Origin of the sequence: Acinetobacter sp. 5862 (genome assembly GCF_024494585.1) — a bacterium.
GTDB lineage: Bacteria > Pseudomonadota > Gammaproteobacteria > Pseudomonadales > Moraxellaceae > Acinetobacter.
In genome coordinates this window covers 24,927-43,518 of the sequence record NZ_JANHGP010000064.1, presented here as the reverse complement: position 1 = coordinate 43,518, position 18,592 = coordinate 24,927, and the positions used below count along the sequence as shown (strand labels likewise).

Sequence of the window (18,592 nt, the reverse complement as noted above, 5' to 3'; positions counted from 1 at the left end):
TTAACGTCCCACGCCCATATATGCAAAACCTTGTGCTTTGACATAGTCAGGATCATAAATATTGCGACCATCCAAAATTAAAGGATGCCTCATCAACTGTTCAAGCTGCTTAAATTCTGGACTCCAGTATTGTTTCCAAGCCGTAAGTACACAAAGACCATGCACATTTTTTACCGCATCATACTGATTTTCACAAAGAATCAGATCGTCACGTTGACCATACATTAGCTTTATTTCATCTAAAGCTTGAGGATCATGAAGATGAACCGTTACCCCTTGCGCCCAGAGTGCTGCAAGCATTTGGTGAATAGGTGATTGCTGAATACTTGAGGTATTTTCTTTAAAAGAAGCACCCCAAATTGCAACAGATTTTCCCTGTAAATCCCCATGATAATAGTTCCAAAACTTACGGAACAAGATTTCTTTTTGTTGCTCATTAATTTGCCATACTTGTGCAAGCAATTGGCTTTTCACGCCTGTATTTGCAACTGTATTAGAGAGTGTCAGAATATCATGAGAGAAATTTTCCCCACCAAAACCTGCGCCTGGAGATAAATAAGCTGAACCAATACGGTTATCCGCTGCCATACCCTGACGTACTGATGCAATATCAATCCCAAGTTTCTCAGCAACCACGGCCAAATCATTGATATAACTGATCCGTGTTGCCAACATGCCTGAGATACTGAGTTTGGTAAACTCAGCATCCAGAATTGGCATAAATAGATATTGTTGTTCCAAAGGAAAAAACGGTCTTAAAAGCTCTCTGACTTTGACTTGAACTTCAGCTTGGGAACATCCAACAATCAACTGCTTTGCTTGGGTCAGACTCTGTAACGCATTTCCCTCTTGGATGGTATCTGGTAAATAGACCCAGTCATCTTCAGAAAGGATTTGTTGAAAATGCTCAGTCCCATGTAAACCAAAGGTGGATGCATTGATCATCAGTTTAGGATGAATAATCGGACGCTGTTTGAGTGATGCTAACAGTTGAAAAACTTGCTGCTCTTGAGTTTGATTAAAACTAAATAAGTAGGCATCAATGTCTAAAGGAATACCATCCAGATCACGATAAATCAAAAATCCACTACTGAGTTGTTTTTCAAGTAAGCGACTGACATTTTCATCATGAAAAGAATATTGCTGACCACTTTCATTTGGGTTGAGGTGGGAACACCAATATACAAAATGTCCAGATTCAGACAATAATGCAGACATTACCCCCGCATATAATGTATTGCCAAAGATTGCAACTTTCATCAATATTTGCCCTAACTTATAGAGCTAATTCTTGAATTAAGCCCTTAAAATCTTCACCCAGTTTTGGATGTTCAATACCATAGTGCAATACAGCCTTTAGATAACCTAACTTACTGCCACAGTCAAAAGTCTGCCCTTTCATACGATAGGCTTCGACTATTTCTGTTTGCTGTAAAGCCGCAATCGCATCCGTGAGTTGGATTTCATTCCCTGCCCCACGGGGTGTATCTGCTAATAGACCCATAATCTGAGCGGGTAAAATATAACGTCCCACCACCGATAAATTTGAAGGAGCTGTGCCGACAGCAGGCTTTTCAACAATTCCCTGCATCGTAATACTTTCACCTTCGTTCGGTGTAACTGCAACATCCACAATACCATATTGATCGACTAGATGATCAGGCACCGCTTCTACCATGATTTGTGCTGCTTTCGACTGTTCAAAACGCTGAATCATGAGTGACAAATCATTATCACAGCTTTGATTCTTGACCAGTACATCAGGCAATAACACCGCAAAAGCTTCATCGCCCACGATATCTTTCGCACACAATACCGCATGACCTAGTCCTAGGGGTTGTGGTTGGCGCACACTCACCACACTCACATGCTTAGGTAAAATATCAGTAATTTCCTTGAGTAAATCAAATTTCTTTTTTTGCTCTAAAGTTGTTTCAAGCTCAAAATTACGATCAAAATAGTTTTCTATTGAAGCTTTTGAGGAATGAGTGACCAAAATAATTTGTTCTATACCTGCCTCAACTGCCTCACGTACCACATACTCAATTGCGGGACGATCGACTACCGTCACCATTTCCTTTGGAATGGATTTACTTGCTGGTAAAAAACGGGTGCCTAAACCTGCGACGGGTAAAATTGCTTTTTTGATCATACAATACTCTCTTAATTAACTCGTACTTCGCCGCTACGTTTATAGCCATCAACATAATATTCTAACTGACTTAAAGCCCAATCTACATCATGATCTGCTGCAGTCATTTGATTGATTCGACTGAATACAGACTGAATCTCTTGTAACGGATAATGCTTTTCAAAAGAACGTAAAATACGAGTATGCTCAGTATAACCTGTGTTATCTTGATCGATGAGTAATTCCTCGTAAAGTTTTTCTCCCGGACGTAAACCACTATAAGCGATTTCAATATCACCATCCGTTGTATTTGCTTCTCGAACTTTTAAACCACTTAAAGCGATCATTTGTCGTGCTAAATCCTGAATTCGAACAGGTTCACCCATATCGAGTAAGAATACATCACCACCTGAACCTAATGCCCCAGCTTGAATGACTAACTGAGAAGCTTCAGGAATCGTCATAAAATAACGTGTTACATCAGGATGAGTCACCGTAATTGGGCCACCTTTTGCAATCTGCTGTCTAAATAAAGGTACAACCGAACCAGAAGAACCCAATACATTTCCGAAACGCACAATGCTAATCTGAGTATTTGGTTTCGTCTCAGCCACGGCTTGACAATAAAGCTCGGCCATCCGCTTCGATGCACCCATGACATTCGTCGGTCTAACTGCTTTATCCGTTGAAATCAATACAAAGGTTTCCACGCCTTTTTTTACAGCGGCATTTAAACTATTTGCGGTTCCAATTGCATTATTTTTTAATCCAGCAATTGGATTACACTCAACCAATGGAACATGTTTATAAGCGGCGGCATGGTAGACTGTTTGCACATGATATTGTTCGATGATACGTTCTAATTTTTGTTGATCTTGTACAGTCCCTAAAATGGGAACAATGTCGCAACTGGCAGTTTGCCTTAACTCTTTATCAATATCATATAATGCAAACTCAGTTAATTCATATAAAACCAGCATTTCAGGTTGATTTTTTATGATTTGTCGACAAAGCTCTGAACCAATCGATCCGCCAGCACCTGTCACCATAACAATTTTATTTTGAATATTTTTAGCCAATAAATGGGCAATAGGTGGAACAGGATCTCGTCCTAAAAGGTCAATAATATCAACCTCACGGATATCTGAAACTCGAATATCACCATCAACAAGTTTAGTGAGCCCTGGCAGTTCTGTGACTTTCACAAACGCTGGTTCTAATTGTTGAATAATTTCACTTTTTCGTACACGCCCCACAGAAGGTAAAGCAAGTAAGATTTCATCTATCTTATATTTTTTAAAATTCCGTAGTGCTTTCGCAGTAGAATAAACTTTTAAGCCACCTACAATTTGATCTTGTAATGAAACTTTATCATCAATAAAGAAAACTGGCGTATGGTCATCTGAGCGATGTAAAGCTGCTGCGATTTGCTGACCAGCATCACCTGCACCATAGATTACTACCCTTTTACAAGCACTATGAGTGTGTAAGGTTGCTTTCACAATAAAACGAATAAATGCTCGACTGCACCATATCCATGCAAACATCATAAAGCCGAACATAAATGGAATCGACATCGGGATATATGCATGACTAAATGCATTAAATCCATACAGTATTATCATCATACTGCATACAGCAAATGCCAGTTTGATGATAAAGACTTCATCAAATGTTCGAACAATAAAATGATAAACGCCTGTCAACAATAAGCTAATAATTGAAAGAAATGTGATTAAAATTACACCGTGGTTAAGTCCAGGTACAACTTCTGCTCCTAAATCAAATAAGCGAATGACATAACACAACCATAAAATCACAGGAAATGCGAATAAGTCTAAAAATACCAATAGAGCCTGTTTTGCTAGCCTTGGTGCTGATGCAAGCTGATAAATAATCTTTTTCACAATAATCTTCTAATTATCCCACTAAGCATGCGCACGTTATACGCAATTCTTCCACAAGCTGAAATGACGATCTTGCATTAATAATACAACGATAAAGCAAAAAGCTAATTTATGATTACCTGCTTTAAGCTCTATCGCCTATTCTCTTATCAATGATCTAAAACTTTCTTTAGTTTTTCAATCGCATCAACGGTTTTCTTAATATTATCTTCGCTCAGTGTTGGATGTACTAAAAACATAAGACTAGTTTCACCAAGCTGCTGGGCATTTTTTAAACGTTCTTTCGGTCGCCAATTCGTATTATCAAAAGCATGCTCTAAATACACTTCAGAACATGAACCACTATAACATGGTACACCTTCTGTATTGATAAATTGCATGATCCGATCACGAGACCAACCACTTGGTAACGCATTTATATTAACTTGCACATAACATTTATATTGTGCATGTAAATAATCATCTGTTGGTCGATTTACAGTAAAATAATTAGAATGATCAAATGCTTTTAAGATTTTATCTGCATTTTCTATCCTATTTTTCGTCCAATCTGGCATATAAGTGAGTTGAATGCGACCAATAACAGCTTGCATTTCCATCATACGCCAGTTTGTGCCAAAAGAATCGTGTAACCAACGAAATCCTGGTGGATGTTGTTTATTGTAGACACTATCGTAGCTTTTGCCATGATCTTTATAAGACCACATTTTTTTCCACAGGCTCTCATCATTAGTGGTAACCATTCCACCTTCACCACCCGTAGTCATAATTTTATCTTGACAAAATGACCACGCAGCAATGTGACCGATAGAACCCGCAGGTTTGCCTTTATACTTAGCACCATGCGCTTGAGCACAATCTTCTATGACATATAAACCCTTTTCAGCTGCTAACTGCATAATTGGATCCATATCACACATCCAACCAGCCAAATGAACACAAATGATCGCCTTCGTATTTGGTGTTAATACAGCCTCTATTGTTCGTCTTGAAATATTTTGTGAATCTAACTCAACATCAGCAAAAATTGGATTCGCTCCAGCTGTAACAATCGAACTTGCTGAAGCTAAGAAAGTACGTGAAGTTACAATCACATCATCACCAGCACCAATTTGTAATGCTTTCAGTGCAACATCAAGTGCAACAGTCCCGTTTGCTAGAGCAACGGCATATTTTGTACCAGAAAACGATGCAAACTCCTTTTCAAATTCACGGCATTCTTGCCCTGTCCAATAATTTACTTTATTCGAAAGCAATATATTTTTAACTGCATCTGCTTCTTTGTCTGTAAAGCTTGGCCATGGTTCAAATGCTGTGTTTAACATACTCTCATCCCTCTATATTGCTGATAAAATCTATTTTTTCTCTAAAATTCGTGCAGGATTTCCAACCACTGTGACACCAGCCGGAATACTTTTTGTAACGACTGCGCCCATACCAATCACCGCACCTTTTCCAATTACTAAAGGCTTGTCTGGTGTACCTTGCTTAATGACAGCACCAGTACCGATATAAGCATGGTCTTCGATATGAATGTTCCCATTGCATTTAACACCTGGTGCAAACGTTACGAAGTCACCAATAATGCAATCATGTTCAACATAGCTATACAGATTTGCATGAAAGCATTTTCCAATTTTAATATTTGATGCAATCGTAACAAAAGGACTTAATGCGGCACCATCTCCAATTTTAACCTGATCCATAAATACAGTATTATCAGCATGAACTGACCATAAGTTAATGCTATCAATAGATAGCTGATTTGCAATTTTTTCTCTTATATGGCTATTTGCAATCGCAATAAGTACATATTTATTGGAGAAAGGTAATGCCTTGAAAGCTTGGTAGTTTACAGCCAAATGACCATTAACTAATTGAGAATCTTGTAAACTATCATCGATAAAATAAATATCTGCTTGAATACCCAAACGTTGCAAATGTTGCCGAGCTATAGGCATCAAGCTACGACCGCAACCAGAGGCACCATAAATTGCGAAAATACTACCGTTCATCACTTTTTCCCAAGCTTGAACCAGTAAATTTTGTCATTGTTGCTTCACCAGCTTCATTAATATCATCCTTAGCAATCACCTTTTTAACGGTTTTAAGCATAATTTTGAAGTCTAACCAAACTGATTGATTTTCTACATACCAAGTATCAAGTTTGAATTTCTCATCCCAGCCAATAGCATTACGACCATTGACTTGTGCATACCCTGTCATACCTGGACGTACATCATGACGTTTGGCTTGTTCTTTATTGTATAAAGGTAGATATTCAATCAGTAACGGACGTGGACCTACAACACTCATATCTCCTTTAATTACATTCCAAAGCTCAGGCATTTCATCCAGACTGGTCGAACGTAACATTTTTCCAAAAGGTGTTAAACGCTCACTATCTGGTAATGGATTGCCCTGTTCATCCAGTGCGTCTTTCATGGTGCGAAATTTAATCATTTCAAAAGGTTTACCATGCAAACCTGGACGTACCTGACGGAAAAGAACTGGGGAGCCTAGATTTTTTTTCACTTTATAAGCTACAAAAATGTATAAAGGAGATAGAATTACCAATGCAATTGATGCAATCACAATATCAAGTAAACGTTTAAGCATCTTTCACCCTTTTGAAAATTTCAATAAATTGCTGTGTCCCATAACTTAAAGATAATTTTTCATCATAAAACTGCTTAGCATTCAAACCTAATTGATGTTGTCCATCAGTAGGTAAATGATATATTTCCAGAATAGCAGTTTTAATATTATCAACATCCTCAGATCTTGCTATACGACCACATTGAGCTTCTTGTACAAGATCTGCTGCATCTCCAGATACAGCCATTAATAGTGGCTTGCCTATTGCCATATAGGCTTGTGTTTTAGATGGTACTGTAATTTCAAAAAGTGGATCGCGCTTAAGATGAACCAATAGCACATCTGCATAATCCAAGACACCACCAACTTCAGACATTGGCAATCTAGGAATGAAAACTATATTTTCAATACTTTCATGAATTGCCCTTTGTTTAAGTCGATCGGTTTCAGTTCCCGCACCCACAAAAACAAATTGTATTTTTGATTCTAATTTTAATTCTTTTGCAACATCCAAAATCGTATCTAATGATTGGGCTTTACCCATATTGCCAGCGAATATAATATTGAAACGATCCTTCAATAAATTCTGATAATCAACTTTGATTGGTTCTGCTTGTGTCAAACTGTTTTCATCACACCAATTGTAAATTACACTGACTTTATCTTCTGATACGCCTCTTTCAATTAATAACTTTTTAAATCCAGGGCATAAAACCACAATATGGTCAACATAAGAGTAAACTAACTGGCATACGTGACCTACAATATTCAATATTTTCTGATTGTTGAGCATTCCCGTTGCTTTAAGCGTATCAGGCCACATATCCTGAATATCATATACAATAGGGATTCTTCTAAATAATTTAATGAAAATTGCAGCTAAACCAACTGTTAACGGCGGATGATAAGCATAAATAACATCCGCTTTTTTAGTTGCAAAAATACCGAAAAGCAATGCCATAAAAGCAAAACTAATATAATTTAAAATCCTTTTTAACGCAGAGCTACCATGATCAGGAAATAATGCAACTCGTAAAACCGAAATTCCATCAATTTGTTCACGTTGGTACAATTTCAATTTATAACCATCATAAATTTTTCCTCCAGGATAGTTTGGAAACCCTGTTAGAACTTGTACTTGATGACCTTGTCGTTGTAGCTCCCTAGCAAATGCTAAACCTTTAAAAGTAGGCTCAGGATCAAACCATTGCGTTAAAAGAAGAATTTTCATTACTTAATATTTTTTCCATACCACGCGATTAACATAATCGGTATAGCTCATGATGATACGAACGACCTTATCACTTACATTTGGCATACTATAGTCTGCCACCAAGCGTAATAAACGCTCATCTCCACGTGCTTGAGATTCTAAAATCTCCAGACCTTGTAGAATCCGTTCATCTTTTAATCCCACCATCATCACAGCGGCTTCTTCCATGCCTTCTGGACGCTCATGTGCTTGACGTAAATTCAATGCAGGGAAATTCAAAATCGAAGATTCTTCATTGATGGTACCACTATCAGATAAAGCTGCTTTAGCGGAAAGCTGAAGTTTATTATAGTCACTAAAACCAAGTGGCTTTAATAATTGAACCAATGGATGAAACTCAATATTAAGTTGTTCAATACGCTTACGTGTTCTTGGATGTGTAGAAACAATTACAGGGAATTGATACTTTTCAGCGACTGCATTTAACATTTCCACAAGATCTAAGAAATTCTGATCAGAGTTAATATTCTCTTCGCGATGCGCACTCACAATAAAGTACTGCTGTTCTTTCAAACCCAAACGCTCAAGAACATCTGATGCTTCAATCTTCGCTTTATAATGATTCAGTACCTCAAACATCGGACTACCTGTTTTGATGACTAAATCAGCAGGCAACCCTTCCGCTAATAAGTAATCTCGAGCAATCGTACTATAAGTCAAGTTGATATCCGCAGTATGATCTACGATTCGACGATTGATTTCTTCTGGAACACGCATATCAAAACAGCGATTACCTGCTTCCATATGGAATGTTGGAATTTTACGACGTTTGGCAGGTAGTACAGCCATACAACTATTAGTATCGCCAAGAACCAGCAATGCTTCTGGTTGTACTTCGTCCAAAATCTTATCAACGGTAATAATCACATTACCAATCGTTTCGGCACCTGTTCCACCTGCAGCATTTAAAAAATGATCAGGTTTGCGAATTCCTAAATCTGTAAAAAAGATTTCATTCAATTCATAATCATAATTTTGCCCTGTATGTACCAAAACATGATCAAAATATTGATCACATGCTGCCATCACTCGAGACAAACGAATAATTTCAGGACGCGTACCTACGACGGTCATTAACTTTAATTTTTTCACAACAATTCAACTCTTAATCTGTTATCGGCATTGCATAAGTATCAGGCTTACTACGATCAAAAATCTCATTTGCCCATAGCATCACGACCATTTCATCATCACCAATATTGGTAATGTCATGTGTCCATCCTGGTACTGTCTCAACAATTCTTGGCTCATCCCCATGCGTTTCGAGTTGATAAAATTCACCTGAAACTACATGCTTAAATTTAAATAAGGCTTTACCTTTAATTACAAGGAATTTTTCAGTCTTGGTATGATGATAATGTCCGCCGCGAGTAATGCCCGGATGTGCAGTAAAATATGAAAACTGACCAGCATCAGGTGTCTTTAACATTTCAACAAAAACACCACGCGCATCACCATATTTAGGCACGCTATAATCAAACTGCTCAGGTCTTAAAAAGCTTAAGTAAGTTGAATATAAAGCTCGCGTTAAACCTGTTCCGACTCGATCAGTAATTAACGTATCTCTCGATGCTTTAAAACCATTTAAAGTTTCAGCTAAATCACCAACAGTAATTTGATATTCAGGCTGGATTTGGAAAGTCTGATCAACGCTCACTGAGCCATTGATCATGTTCCAAAAGGTCTCAACGACATCATCAACATAGACTAATCGAATAAGGGCATTTGCATCATTGATGTGAAGTGGCAAATCATTTGCCACATTATGGCAAAAGGTTGCAACAGCAGAATTATAATTTGGACGAGACCACTTACCAAAGACGTTGGCTAAACGGCAAATGTAAACTGGATTTCCTTGTTCTGCATGTAATTTCGCAAGAGCTTGCTCACCACCAAGCTTACTTTTCCCATAAGCGTTATCCCGATCAGCTTGAATAGATGACGATAAGATAATCGGTGTTAATTTGTGTTCTGCTCTGAGTATTTGGGCTATTGTCTCTGTGAGCGTAACGTTACCATCAATAAATTCACTTTCATTTAATGGACGATTAACGCCTGCTAAATGAACAATCCAATCAGCAGCTAAAATAGAGTCTTTTAGTTCTTGCTCAGATGATTCTCGATGAACTTTTAAAACTTCAACTTGGGTTTTTTCAGATAAAAACTGAATCAAATTTTTAGCAATAAAACCATTTGAACCTGTTACCAAAACCTTCATATTAAGCCTCTGGATCTACATATTGTCCTTGTGTAAGTGCACGAATAAACTCTAACTTAAGTAACAGTTTCTTCATGCCTTCTACATCTAATCGCTCGGTATTATGCGAATTATAATCTTCGAGTTCAGTAATTTTTAAATCACCATTCTCAATATATTTTTCATAATTAAGATCACGTTGATCGGCTGGTACTCGGAAATACTCACCTTGATCAATTGCTACAGCCATTTCCTCACGGCTCAACAATGCTTCAAATGCTTTCTCACCATGACGAGTTCCCATGATGGAAATTGGGTACTCGTCAACATTGAGTAATTCTCTTAAAGCCTTTGCTAGCACCTCAATCGTTGCTGCTGGTGCTTTTTGAACAAAAATATCACCATTTTCACCATGCTCGAAAGCATATAAGACTAAATCGACCGCATCTTCCAACGTCATCATAAAACGAGTCATATTCGGATCAGTGATTGTTAGCGGCTTATTTTGACGAATTTGATCAACAAATAAAGGAATTACAGAACCACGTGATGCCATTACGTTACCATATCGAGTACAGCTAATAACTGTATCTAGCCCCTCTAAGTTACGAGACTTAGCTACGATAACTTTTTCCATCATTGCTTTGGAAATGCCCATTGCATTGATTGGATAGACTGCTTTATCAGTGCTCAAGCAGACAATTCGTTTAACATGATTTTGAATCGCCGCTTCAAGTACATTTTCTGTACCAATTACGTTTGTTTTAACAGCTTCCATTGGATGGAATTCACAAGAAGGTACTTGTTTTAACGCAGCAGCATGATAAATATAGTCCACGCCACGAGTAGCATTTAAAATACTGTTATAATCTCGTACATCACCAATATAGAATTTTAACTTCGATGATTGATACTTTTTACGCATATCATCTTGCTTTTTTTCATCTCGGCTAAAGATTCGAATTTCTTTTATATCAGTTTCTAAAAAGCGCTTTAAAACTGCATTCCCGAATGATCCAGTACCACCTGTGATTAGTAAGGTTTTCCCTTTAAACATTGTTAAACTCTCTTCAAGTAAATTAAAAATTCATCAAAAATTGATTGTGCAATTTCATCCCAAGATATAGGGAATTGATCAAAAATTTCATTGCCTCTTTGAACTAAATCAGCACACAAATCTGGATTATCGATCAATTTAAATACACATTTGATCCAATCATCTACATCATTTGGATTTGCATATAAAGCTGCATTTTTACATAAATCATGAGCATAAGGCACATCAGCAACTATTTGGGGTTTTGAATAAGCAAAGGCTTCAAGATGTGAAGAACTTAAACACTCTAGAAAGCTTGGCATTAAGCAAATATCGCAAAACTCATACAAATAATTTATTTTATTATTATCTACCCACCCCAGACAATTGATAAAACCATTTTCAACCAAGTATTCAACATTAGCATAAAGGCTATTTGCTTCCTCCACAGATATTGAAATATTAAGTATAGGTTTCTTGGAATTAAATTTTTCAGGGTTATTAGTATACATTTCACTCAAAATTTCAAAGAGCTTAATCAAAATGATATGATTTTTATGTGGAGACAATGTAGAAATATACAGAAAATTTAACTCATTATTATTTCTAACTAAATTTCCATTTAAAATAAATTTACTCTTATCCACAGCCTTCGAATAAACAGAAACTTGCTTTTTATTATATTGTTTAATATAAGACGCCATAAGTTCTGTTTGTGTAAAAACAAGATCCGAAAAAAACAAACCTATTCTAAAGAACTTTCGCAATAGTAATACTTTAAATTTACTACTAGGATGGAACTTAGAAAATTCTAATGGATATACTTGAAATGCATTATTAACACTTAAAACTTGTAATTTACCTGTAGAAAAATACGGACCTACATTTAAAGACCAAACAACATCTGGATTGTGTAATTTAATGATTTTTCTTAACAAGAATAAATTATATGCTAATCGAGTAACTTCTTGTGAGACATAAATTTTAGTATGAATAATTTGAACGTTATTCTCTAACCCTAGTTTATTTAATTTTGAATCTTTATCACATAAAATAATCAGTTGAATATCTTTATTAATATGACAGAAAGACTGTAATAAATGGTAGAAATTTTCAACTGCACCACCAGAACCATGGAAGTAATAAAAAAGGATTTTCATTTACTGCCCCAACAGCTGTTTAAACTGATTTTCAAAATTTGAAAAATGAAAATGCTTTTCAGCAGTTTGATAAGCATTTTTTTTCATTTCATCCAATTTATCAAATGAAAGTGAATCTAATGTATTAAAAATTTCAAGAATACTTTCAATATTTAAATCTTTCACAACAAAACCATTAAAACCATTCTTTAAATACAAATCTAAATCTGAAGTATAGTTTGTAATAACTGGACAACCAGCACCTAGACTTTCGACAAATTTTGTAGGAAAGCCTGCCATAGCATATTTTTTAGTTGGTCTTAAAAAAATCGAAAAATCATATAAACTCAATTTTTCTGGGACTTCTTCTTGATTTATTCTATCGTTAAAGATTAGAAATCTATTTGAATTATCAAAAATATCTAAAGGTATAAGATTTTTTAGAACTGCTCTTTCAACACCAAAAAAATGTAAGTAAATCTTTTTTAAGTGATCGCCCTGATTAAAATTTACAATTGCTTGTAATATTTGATCTAACTTATCCTTTGAACCAGGATTTCCAGCATAAACCAAATTAATTTTCTCATCAAAATTGTGATTTCGGTTGGAGATTGGAAAATTCCATTTATCTGTTGTTAAATCTATTAAAGGAGGAATTACAATTGAATCTTTATAAAGATTTTTTAAAAATAGACTTATAACAATACCTCTAGTTATAAACACTTTATAAACCAACCGCATTCTTATTTGAAAGTCTAAGTTTACAGGACCAAACAGCCCACCTACTAAATGGTTATAATCATACCATTCCGTACAATCGAAATAGAGATTTACATTCTTTAATTTACAATACAACCATAATTGCATTAAAAACCATGTTCCACCATGATAAGTTATAATTGAATCACCTGCTTTCACATTTTTTTTTATATAAGTAATCGTTTTATTACCCAAAACTATAAAATCAAAAAGTCTTTTAAAAATTCCACGCTTTCCCGAAGAAAACTCATTTTGAGGAAAACCAGTAAAACCATCATATATAACTTTATTTTCTGAACTTTCTTCCCAACCTAAAAAAACAACCTCATGTCCTAATTTTTCTAAAACTTTAGCATTGCCAATAACTCTAGCTGCCGCTGCATCTTTATTTGGAAAACGGAATGCACCTGTGTAAAAAAATCTAGACATTTATGAAACCTCATTAAAAACAGATAACATTTGCTGAAACTGTAGTTCGCTACTATGACTTCTTCTAGCAACATTAACTGCATTATGAGAAAAGAAATCATATTGTTCAAAAATCAATCTTATCTTATCCTCTAGATCATTATTAACCACCACTCCAGTACGATTTAGATCAATATATTTAGTAGAAGAAACATCTAAGGGGGAATAAGCTAAAATTGGTAAACCTAACCCCATATATTGAGGAATTTTTGTTGAGATTGATAATCTTGTAAATTTCTTGAATTTATCATCAAAAGACTCTAAATGTAGCCCTACATCATATTTTAAAAGTTCACTCTCAACTTCTAATGGACTAATATAATCATGAATAATAAGCTTTAGCCCTTGAATATTAAATTCTAGAATTTTTCCTCGATAATTAGGAGCAACATATAAATGTATTTCAATTTCATAAGGTAAATTTGCATTCTCCAACTGTTTTAGAAACTCTACAAGAGCTTCTAATCGACCTAAATGTAATCCACCCATAAAAACTATTTTTTTAACATCTGAACTTAATAACTTTTTACCCTCTAGGATTTTCTCCACAGGATTCATCATACAGCTAAATTTAATTTTAAATCTTTCTTCATATTCAGACTTCATTTCTGGGCCAATACAAAATCCATGTTTAGAATTACTGATCAATTTAACAATATTTTTATTAATATTTCTGAATAATAAATAATTTATAAATGAAAAAGAATGTACATTGGGAATACTAAGCCAATCATCCAAAAAATGCGGCACAATCGGAATATTTAACTCTCGCCCTAATGAGCTACATAAATTAATTATACGATTACTCCCTAGATTACTATAAATTAAGGTAGGATTAAAATTTCGTATTTCTTCTATCGTATGTTCCGATATAGAATATGTGAATAGATCGAATGCTCCCGATATTTTCTTTTTATACTCACTAATTTCAACTTCATTTGAAGATGACTTATCTATTTTTAGTTTTTTACTCACTTTATTAAATGATAAATTCTGTTTTTTAAATAAATCCTTATTTGATAGCTTTAAATATTTTGTATCTATTTCTTCACTGATAGCGATATTTGCACTATATATATACAAAATATTATCTTCACCGTAATCTTTGAATAATTTCGTTAGTGTTATTCCTGTCGCAGTGATATCATTGAATGGCTCACCATTAATAATCAGTATTTTTGGTGTATTCACTTTTGAGACCTCACAATTCCTTTAAAAAACTTATAAGAAAAGTACCATAATGCAAATGAATATATAGTCCACTTTAGTTGAGTATGCATTAATAAAGATAACTGCTGACTATAAATCCAATAAATCACAAAAAAAATAAATATACTAAAAGAAATAAAACCTACTCTCTTATTATTTTTTACAACATATATATATAAACACTGGGAAAAAAGGATCAATATAAAAACCACAAAATAAGTATTTTCCTTACCAAAATCAGCATACAAGTCATAAAAAACGTTTCTAGTGCCAAATGCCAATTCCTGACCAGAAGCAGCCCAGTCTCTTTCTGGATTTGTATCTTTATATGTTACTCGCTCAACACCAAATACATTATATAGTGATAGAGGACCAAATATATCCAACACACCGTTAAAAGAAACTATTCCAACAGCCTTATTATCTCTAAGAGTAGGAGTGCCATATGCTTGGGTAGTCATAATAGTCCCCCCCATATAGTATATAAAATAACCATAAATACTTAAGATTTTATTAGTCTCAAACATTTTTGTATTTTCAGAATTTTGTTGCTCTAATCGAGCCGCTGTAGTTAATGATGCCATTAATCCAAAACTAAAAACTATTAGAAAAATAGAAACAAAGAATTTTTTAGCTATTATTTTGAAATCAGTTTTATTAGATTGTAAAATCAATCCCACAGCTAATCCAATAATATAATATAATATTACAAACCCGAAAAATTGCCGCCCACCTGTAGACAACATCCATAATATACAGGGCACAGCGATAGATAATATGTTTATGATTCTTTTACGACCTACTTCATCAAAAAATTTTAATCCTTTGTAAAATGCCAAAGGGAAAATTAGGAAAATCAGATACCATGTAATAGCCGTTACTCTGGGAATCTGAGTTAACCAGTTTTGGCGTAACTGATCATCATATGCGATTGGCATACCTACTCCAACCCAATTAATTAGCCCTCCCAAGAAAACAACTATTGTTATAATCATACAAAACTGGTCACTACCCGTATTTTTAATATTATTAAAAAAATCAGTACCTTCTTTTTTTCTAACAAACACACTAAATACAAAAAATAAAAAATTAGAAAAAATAACAATATTAAACAACCAACTTAGCATATCCATGTTTTTAACAGGAACATAATCATAAGCATCTAAAAAACAATAAGATATTAATGCCAAACCCCAAGTAAGACCAAACCAAAATCCAGGATTTAGCAATAAAAATAAACCATTAATTCTCTTCAAAGAAAATATAAATAATACTATTTGAAGGATAATCAAATAGATATATCTCTCATCAAAAAAGAAGTTATTTAAAGTCAAAATAATCGATGAGTATATACAAAAAAACTTAGACATTAAAACCTCACCAAATTAATCTCAAATAAGTTTTCCGATACAAAGGATATATCATCAATGCATAAAAAAATAGCCCCAAAAAAACCGAAAAAACCGAAACCACAACATAATTAAAATCAAAATTAAAGGACAATAAAAATTTAATTAAAATTGAAGAAATTACACTGGACACCAATATAGGAGTATAAATTCCAACAGTTTTTATTAGGCTAATATTTAACAATTTATGTGAGTGAATCAAGGTTAGAACTGGTATAATAAATGCATATATTATTATTTCAGAAGCAATTATATTTTCAAAACTTCTAAAAAAAACAAACACAAAAGAATATATAATTAATGACAAAAGTGTAATTAAAACATTAATATTTAATTGATGTTTATAATTCCCAGTAGAAATATAGAGCCATATCACACTTGTCGATAAAGGAAGCATCACCCCAACAATACTCATCCACTCTAGCAAAACAACAGATGAACTCCAATTTTTCCCATAAAAAAACATAACAGCTTCACTTGATAGTGGAAAAAGAAATGCACTTAAAGGACATGCTATTAAAGCCACTTTAAATAAAGCCATATGATATTTTTTTTCAAACTCTTCTTTATTTTTATTAATATTAATAGCTGCAAGGCTAGATATCATTATGTCTGTCAAAACCATACAGATATAAGTCGTTGGTAAACTTTTCAAACCACTTGCTTTTAAATAGTATGCAAGTTTTTCTGGAGAATAAAAATAACTAATTAAAAGTGTTCCTCCATATAATTGAAAGAAAGTTATATAGTTATTCAGCGAACTACTCAACCCCTTGAAATACAATTTCAGTACATCCATGTTTATGGATGGTTTCATCAATTTAAATTCTTTATTTTTTATTAAAAGAATGAGCCTTAAAAACTGAAAAAAAACCAATTGAGATATAATAGCCCAATAACCAGCACCATTTAAAGCTAGAGCTATTGACAATAAGCTCGATAGAACAAAAGCAGCTGTATCTATAATATTGTTTTTCTTTTGCAACATTTTTCTTTTAAGTACGCTTGCAAATTGTGTACTTAAACTATTAAAAAAAGGACTTAATGCACCAATTATAATGATCAGCTTTAACTCAGGATAACCATAAAGTTTTGAAATATATCCACTTAGTAGTACGCATATAAGGTATATAGCACTACCAACAGCAGCACCAATCCAAAAAAAGTTACTCACAATTTTTTCTGTGATGGTCTCTTCTTGAACAGTAATCCAACTAACACCTAAATCTAATAGCACTAGAAATGATATAAATGTGACCATGATATTTGCTAAACCTGTTTCATGCGGTGAAACAGTTCTAGCAACTATCATCATTGTTAAAAAAGTAACTGCATGCTTCAATATCAACAAAGCATATGCCCACTTTACAGATTGCTTTGTTCTGCTATTCAATAAGTCAGCATCAGGTCTTTCTATGGTCATTATTATTAGGAAACCTTATTATTGAATGTAACATACCAAGGCATTGCTTCTTTAATCCCTTGAAGTACATTGTATTGCCCATCGTAACTCAAGTTTTTATTTATTTTACTTACATCAGCTTGCGAGTGTCTTACATCACCAGCTCTAAAATCTTTGTATAATGCATCTTTATTATAAACAACATTATTTTCATTTAGCTCTTCACGAATAGCTTTAAATAAATCATTTAGTGTTGTTCTATCACCAACAGCGACATTATAGACTTGATTTTTAGCATCCGCATTTTCAGTTGTTGCAGCCAAAATATTAGCCTGTATTGCATTTTTTATATAACAAAAATCTCGACTAGTTTCACCATCACCATTAATAGTAACATCTTGATTTTGGATCATCGCCGAGGTCCATTTAGGAATCACTGCAGCATAAGCACCATTTGGATTTTGACGTTTACCAAAGACATTAAAATAACGTAAGCCTATAGTTTGAAAACCATACGTCTTCGCAAAAACATCTGCGTAAAGCTCATTCACATACTTAGTAACTGCATACGGCGACAAAGGCTTACCGATGTTTTCCTCTACTTTAGGTAGCGCAGGATGATCTCCATAAGTCGAGCTACTCGCTGCATATGTAAAGCTTTTTACATTAGCATCTCGAGCAGCAACCAACATATTCAAGAAACCTGTAATATTAGCACTATTTGTCATAATAGGATCTGCAATTGATCGTGGTACAGACCCTAAAGCAGCTTGGTGTAATACATAGTCAACAGTAGCACATACTTTTTGACAATCTTCTAATAAACGAATATCACCCTCAAAAAAGGTAAAATTCTTCCATTGCTGTTCTGATACTAAACTTTGGACTTCATCTAAATTATGTTGAAAACCAGTCGCAAAATTATCTAAACCAATTACTTTTTGATCGAGTAATAATAATGTTTCTAAAAGGTTGGATCCAATAAAACCAGCAACACCCGTAATCAACCATGTTTTAGGATTATTTTTTAATTCTTCACATACTTGAACAAATTGAGTCATAAC

16 protein-coding genes are annotated in these 18,592 nt (G+C 34.2%); all 16 read right to left on the bottom strand.

Going from position 1 to position 18,592, the window contains the following annotated elements:
* A complete protein-coding gene (locus NO346_RS12815; RefSeq protein WP_256415411.1) occupies positions 1-1,260 on the bottom strand; it encodes a nucleotide sugar dehydrogenase in 1,260 nt (419 codons plus the stop codon).
* A gap of 16 nt (positions 1,261-1,276) precedes the next feature.
* Positions 1,277-2,152: a UTP--glucose-1-phosphate uridylyltransferase GalU gene (gene galU / locus NO346_RS12810; RefSeq protein WP_256415410.1), complete on the bottom strand. Its 876-nt coding sequence runs from the start codon at positions 2,150-2,152 to the stop codon at positions 1,277-1,279.
* 11 nt (positions 2,153-2,163) lie between these two features.
* Positions 2,164-4,038 (bottom strand): nucleoside-diphosphate sugar epimerase/dehydratase, encoded by a 1,875-nt coding sequence (locus tag NO346_RS12805; protein WP_256415409.1) that lies wholly within the window; start codon positions 4,036-4,038, stop codon positions 2,164-2,166.
* Positions 4,039-4,187: 149 nt separating this feature from the next.
* Entirely contained in the window at positions 4,188-5,363 is a 1,176-nt protein-coding gene (locus NO346_RS12800) for a DegT/DnrJ/EryC1/StrS aminotransferase family protein (RefSeq protein WP_256415408.1), read from the bottom strand.
* Between the two features lie 30 nt (positions 5,364-5,393).
* Entirely contained in the window at positions 5,394-6,053 is a 660-nt protein-coding gene (locus NO346_RS12795) for a NeuD/PglB/VioB family sugar acetyltransferase (protein ID WP_256415407.1), read from the bottom strand.
* Complete coding sequence (locus NO346_RS12790) at positions 6,043-6,657, bottom strand: sugar transferase (protein ID WP_256415406.1); 615 nt, start codon at positions 6,655-6,657, stop codon at positions 6,043-6,045. The genes NO346_RS12795 and NO346_RS12790 overlap by 11 nt, the downstream gene beginning before the upstream one ends.
* Positions 6,650-7,867, bottom strand: coding sequence for a glycosyltransferase family 4 protein (locus NO346_RS12785; RefSeq protein ID WP_256415405.1), 1,218 nt, complete (start codon positions 7,865-7,867; stop codon positions 6,650-6,652). Before NO346_RS12785 ends, NO346_RS12790 begins: the two co-directional genes overlap by 8 nt.
* A 3-nt stretch (positions 7,868-7,870) precedes the next feature.
* On the bottom strand, positions 7,871-9,001 hold the full coding sequence (gene wecB, locus NO346_RS12780; protein WP_256415404.1) for a non-hydrolyzing UDP-N-acetylglucosamine 2-epimerase: 1,131 nt from the start codon (positions 8,999-9,001) through the stop codon (positions 7,871-7,873).
* A 13-nt stretch (positions 9,002-9,014) separates the two neighbouring features.
* On the bottom strand, positions 9,015-10,127 hold the full coding sequence (locus NO346_RS12775) for an NAD-dependent epimerase/dehydratase family protein (protein WP_256415403.1): 1,113 nt from the start codon (positions 10,125-10,127) through the stop codon (positions 9,015-9,017).
* 1 nt (position 10,128) lies between these two features.
* Complete coding sequence (locus NO346_RS12770) at positions 10,129-11,163, bottom strand: polysaccharide biosynthesis protein (protein ID WP_256415402.1); 1,035 nt, start codon at positions 11,161-11,163, stop codon at positions 10,129-10,131.
* A 2-nt stretch (positions 11,164-11,165) separates the two neighbouring features.
* The gene (locus tag NO346_RS12765) at positions 11,166-12,302 is read right to left on the bottom strand and encodes a glycosyltransferase (RefSeq protein ID WP_256415401.1); all 1,137 of its coding nucleotides are present in this window, start codon (positions 12,300-12,302) and stop codon (positions 11,166-11,168) included.
* Positions 12,303-13,469, bottom strand: coding sequence for a glycosyltransferase (locus tag NO346_RS12760; RefSeq protein ID WP_087544455.1), 1,167 nt, complete (start codon positions 13,467-13,469; stop codon positions 12,303-12,305). It lies immediately after the preceding gene.
* Positions 13,470-14,699, bottom strand: a complete 1,230-nt coding sequence (locus NO346_RS12755; RefSeq protein WP_087544454.1) for a hypothetical protein — start codon at positions 14,697-14,699, stop codon at positions 13,470-13,472. It lies immediately after the preceding gene.
* Positions 14,696-16,087, bottom strand: a complete 1,392-nt coding sequence (locus NO346_RS12750; RefSeq protein ID WP_256415400.1) for a hypothetical protein — start codon at positions 16,085-16,087, stop codon at positions 14,696-14,698. Before NO346_RS12750 ends, NO346_RS12755 begins: the two co-directional genes overlap by 4 nt.
* A gap of 7 nt (positions 16,088-16,094) precedes the next feature.
* Positions 16,095-17,549: an oligosaccharide flippase family protein gene (locus NO346_RS12745; RefSeq protein WP_256415399.1), complete on the bottom strand. Its 1,455-nt coding sequence runs from the start codon at positions 17,547-17,549 to the stop codon at positions 16,095-16,097.
* Positions 17,550-17,554: 5 nt separating this feature from the next.
* A complete protein-coding gene (locus NO346_RS12740) occupies positions 17,555-18,589 on the bottom strand; it encodes an NAD-dependent epimerase/dehydratase family protein (RefSeq protein WP_256415398.1) in 1,035 nt (344 codons plus the stop codon).
* Positions 18,590-18,592 lie beyond the last annotated feature (3 nt).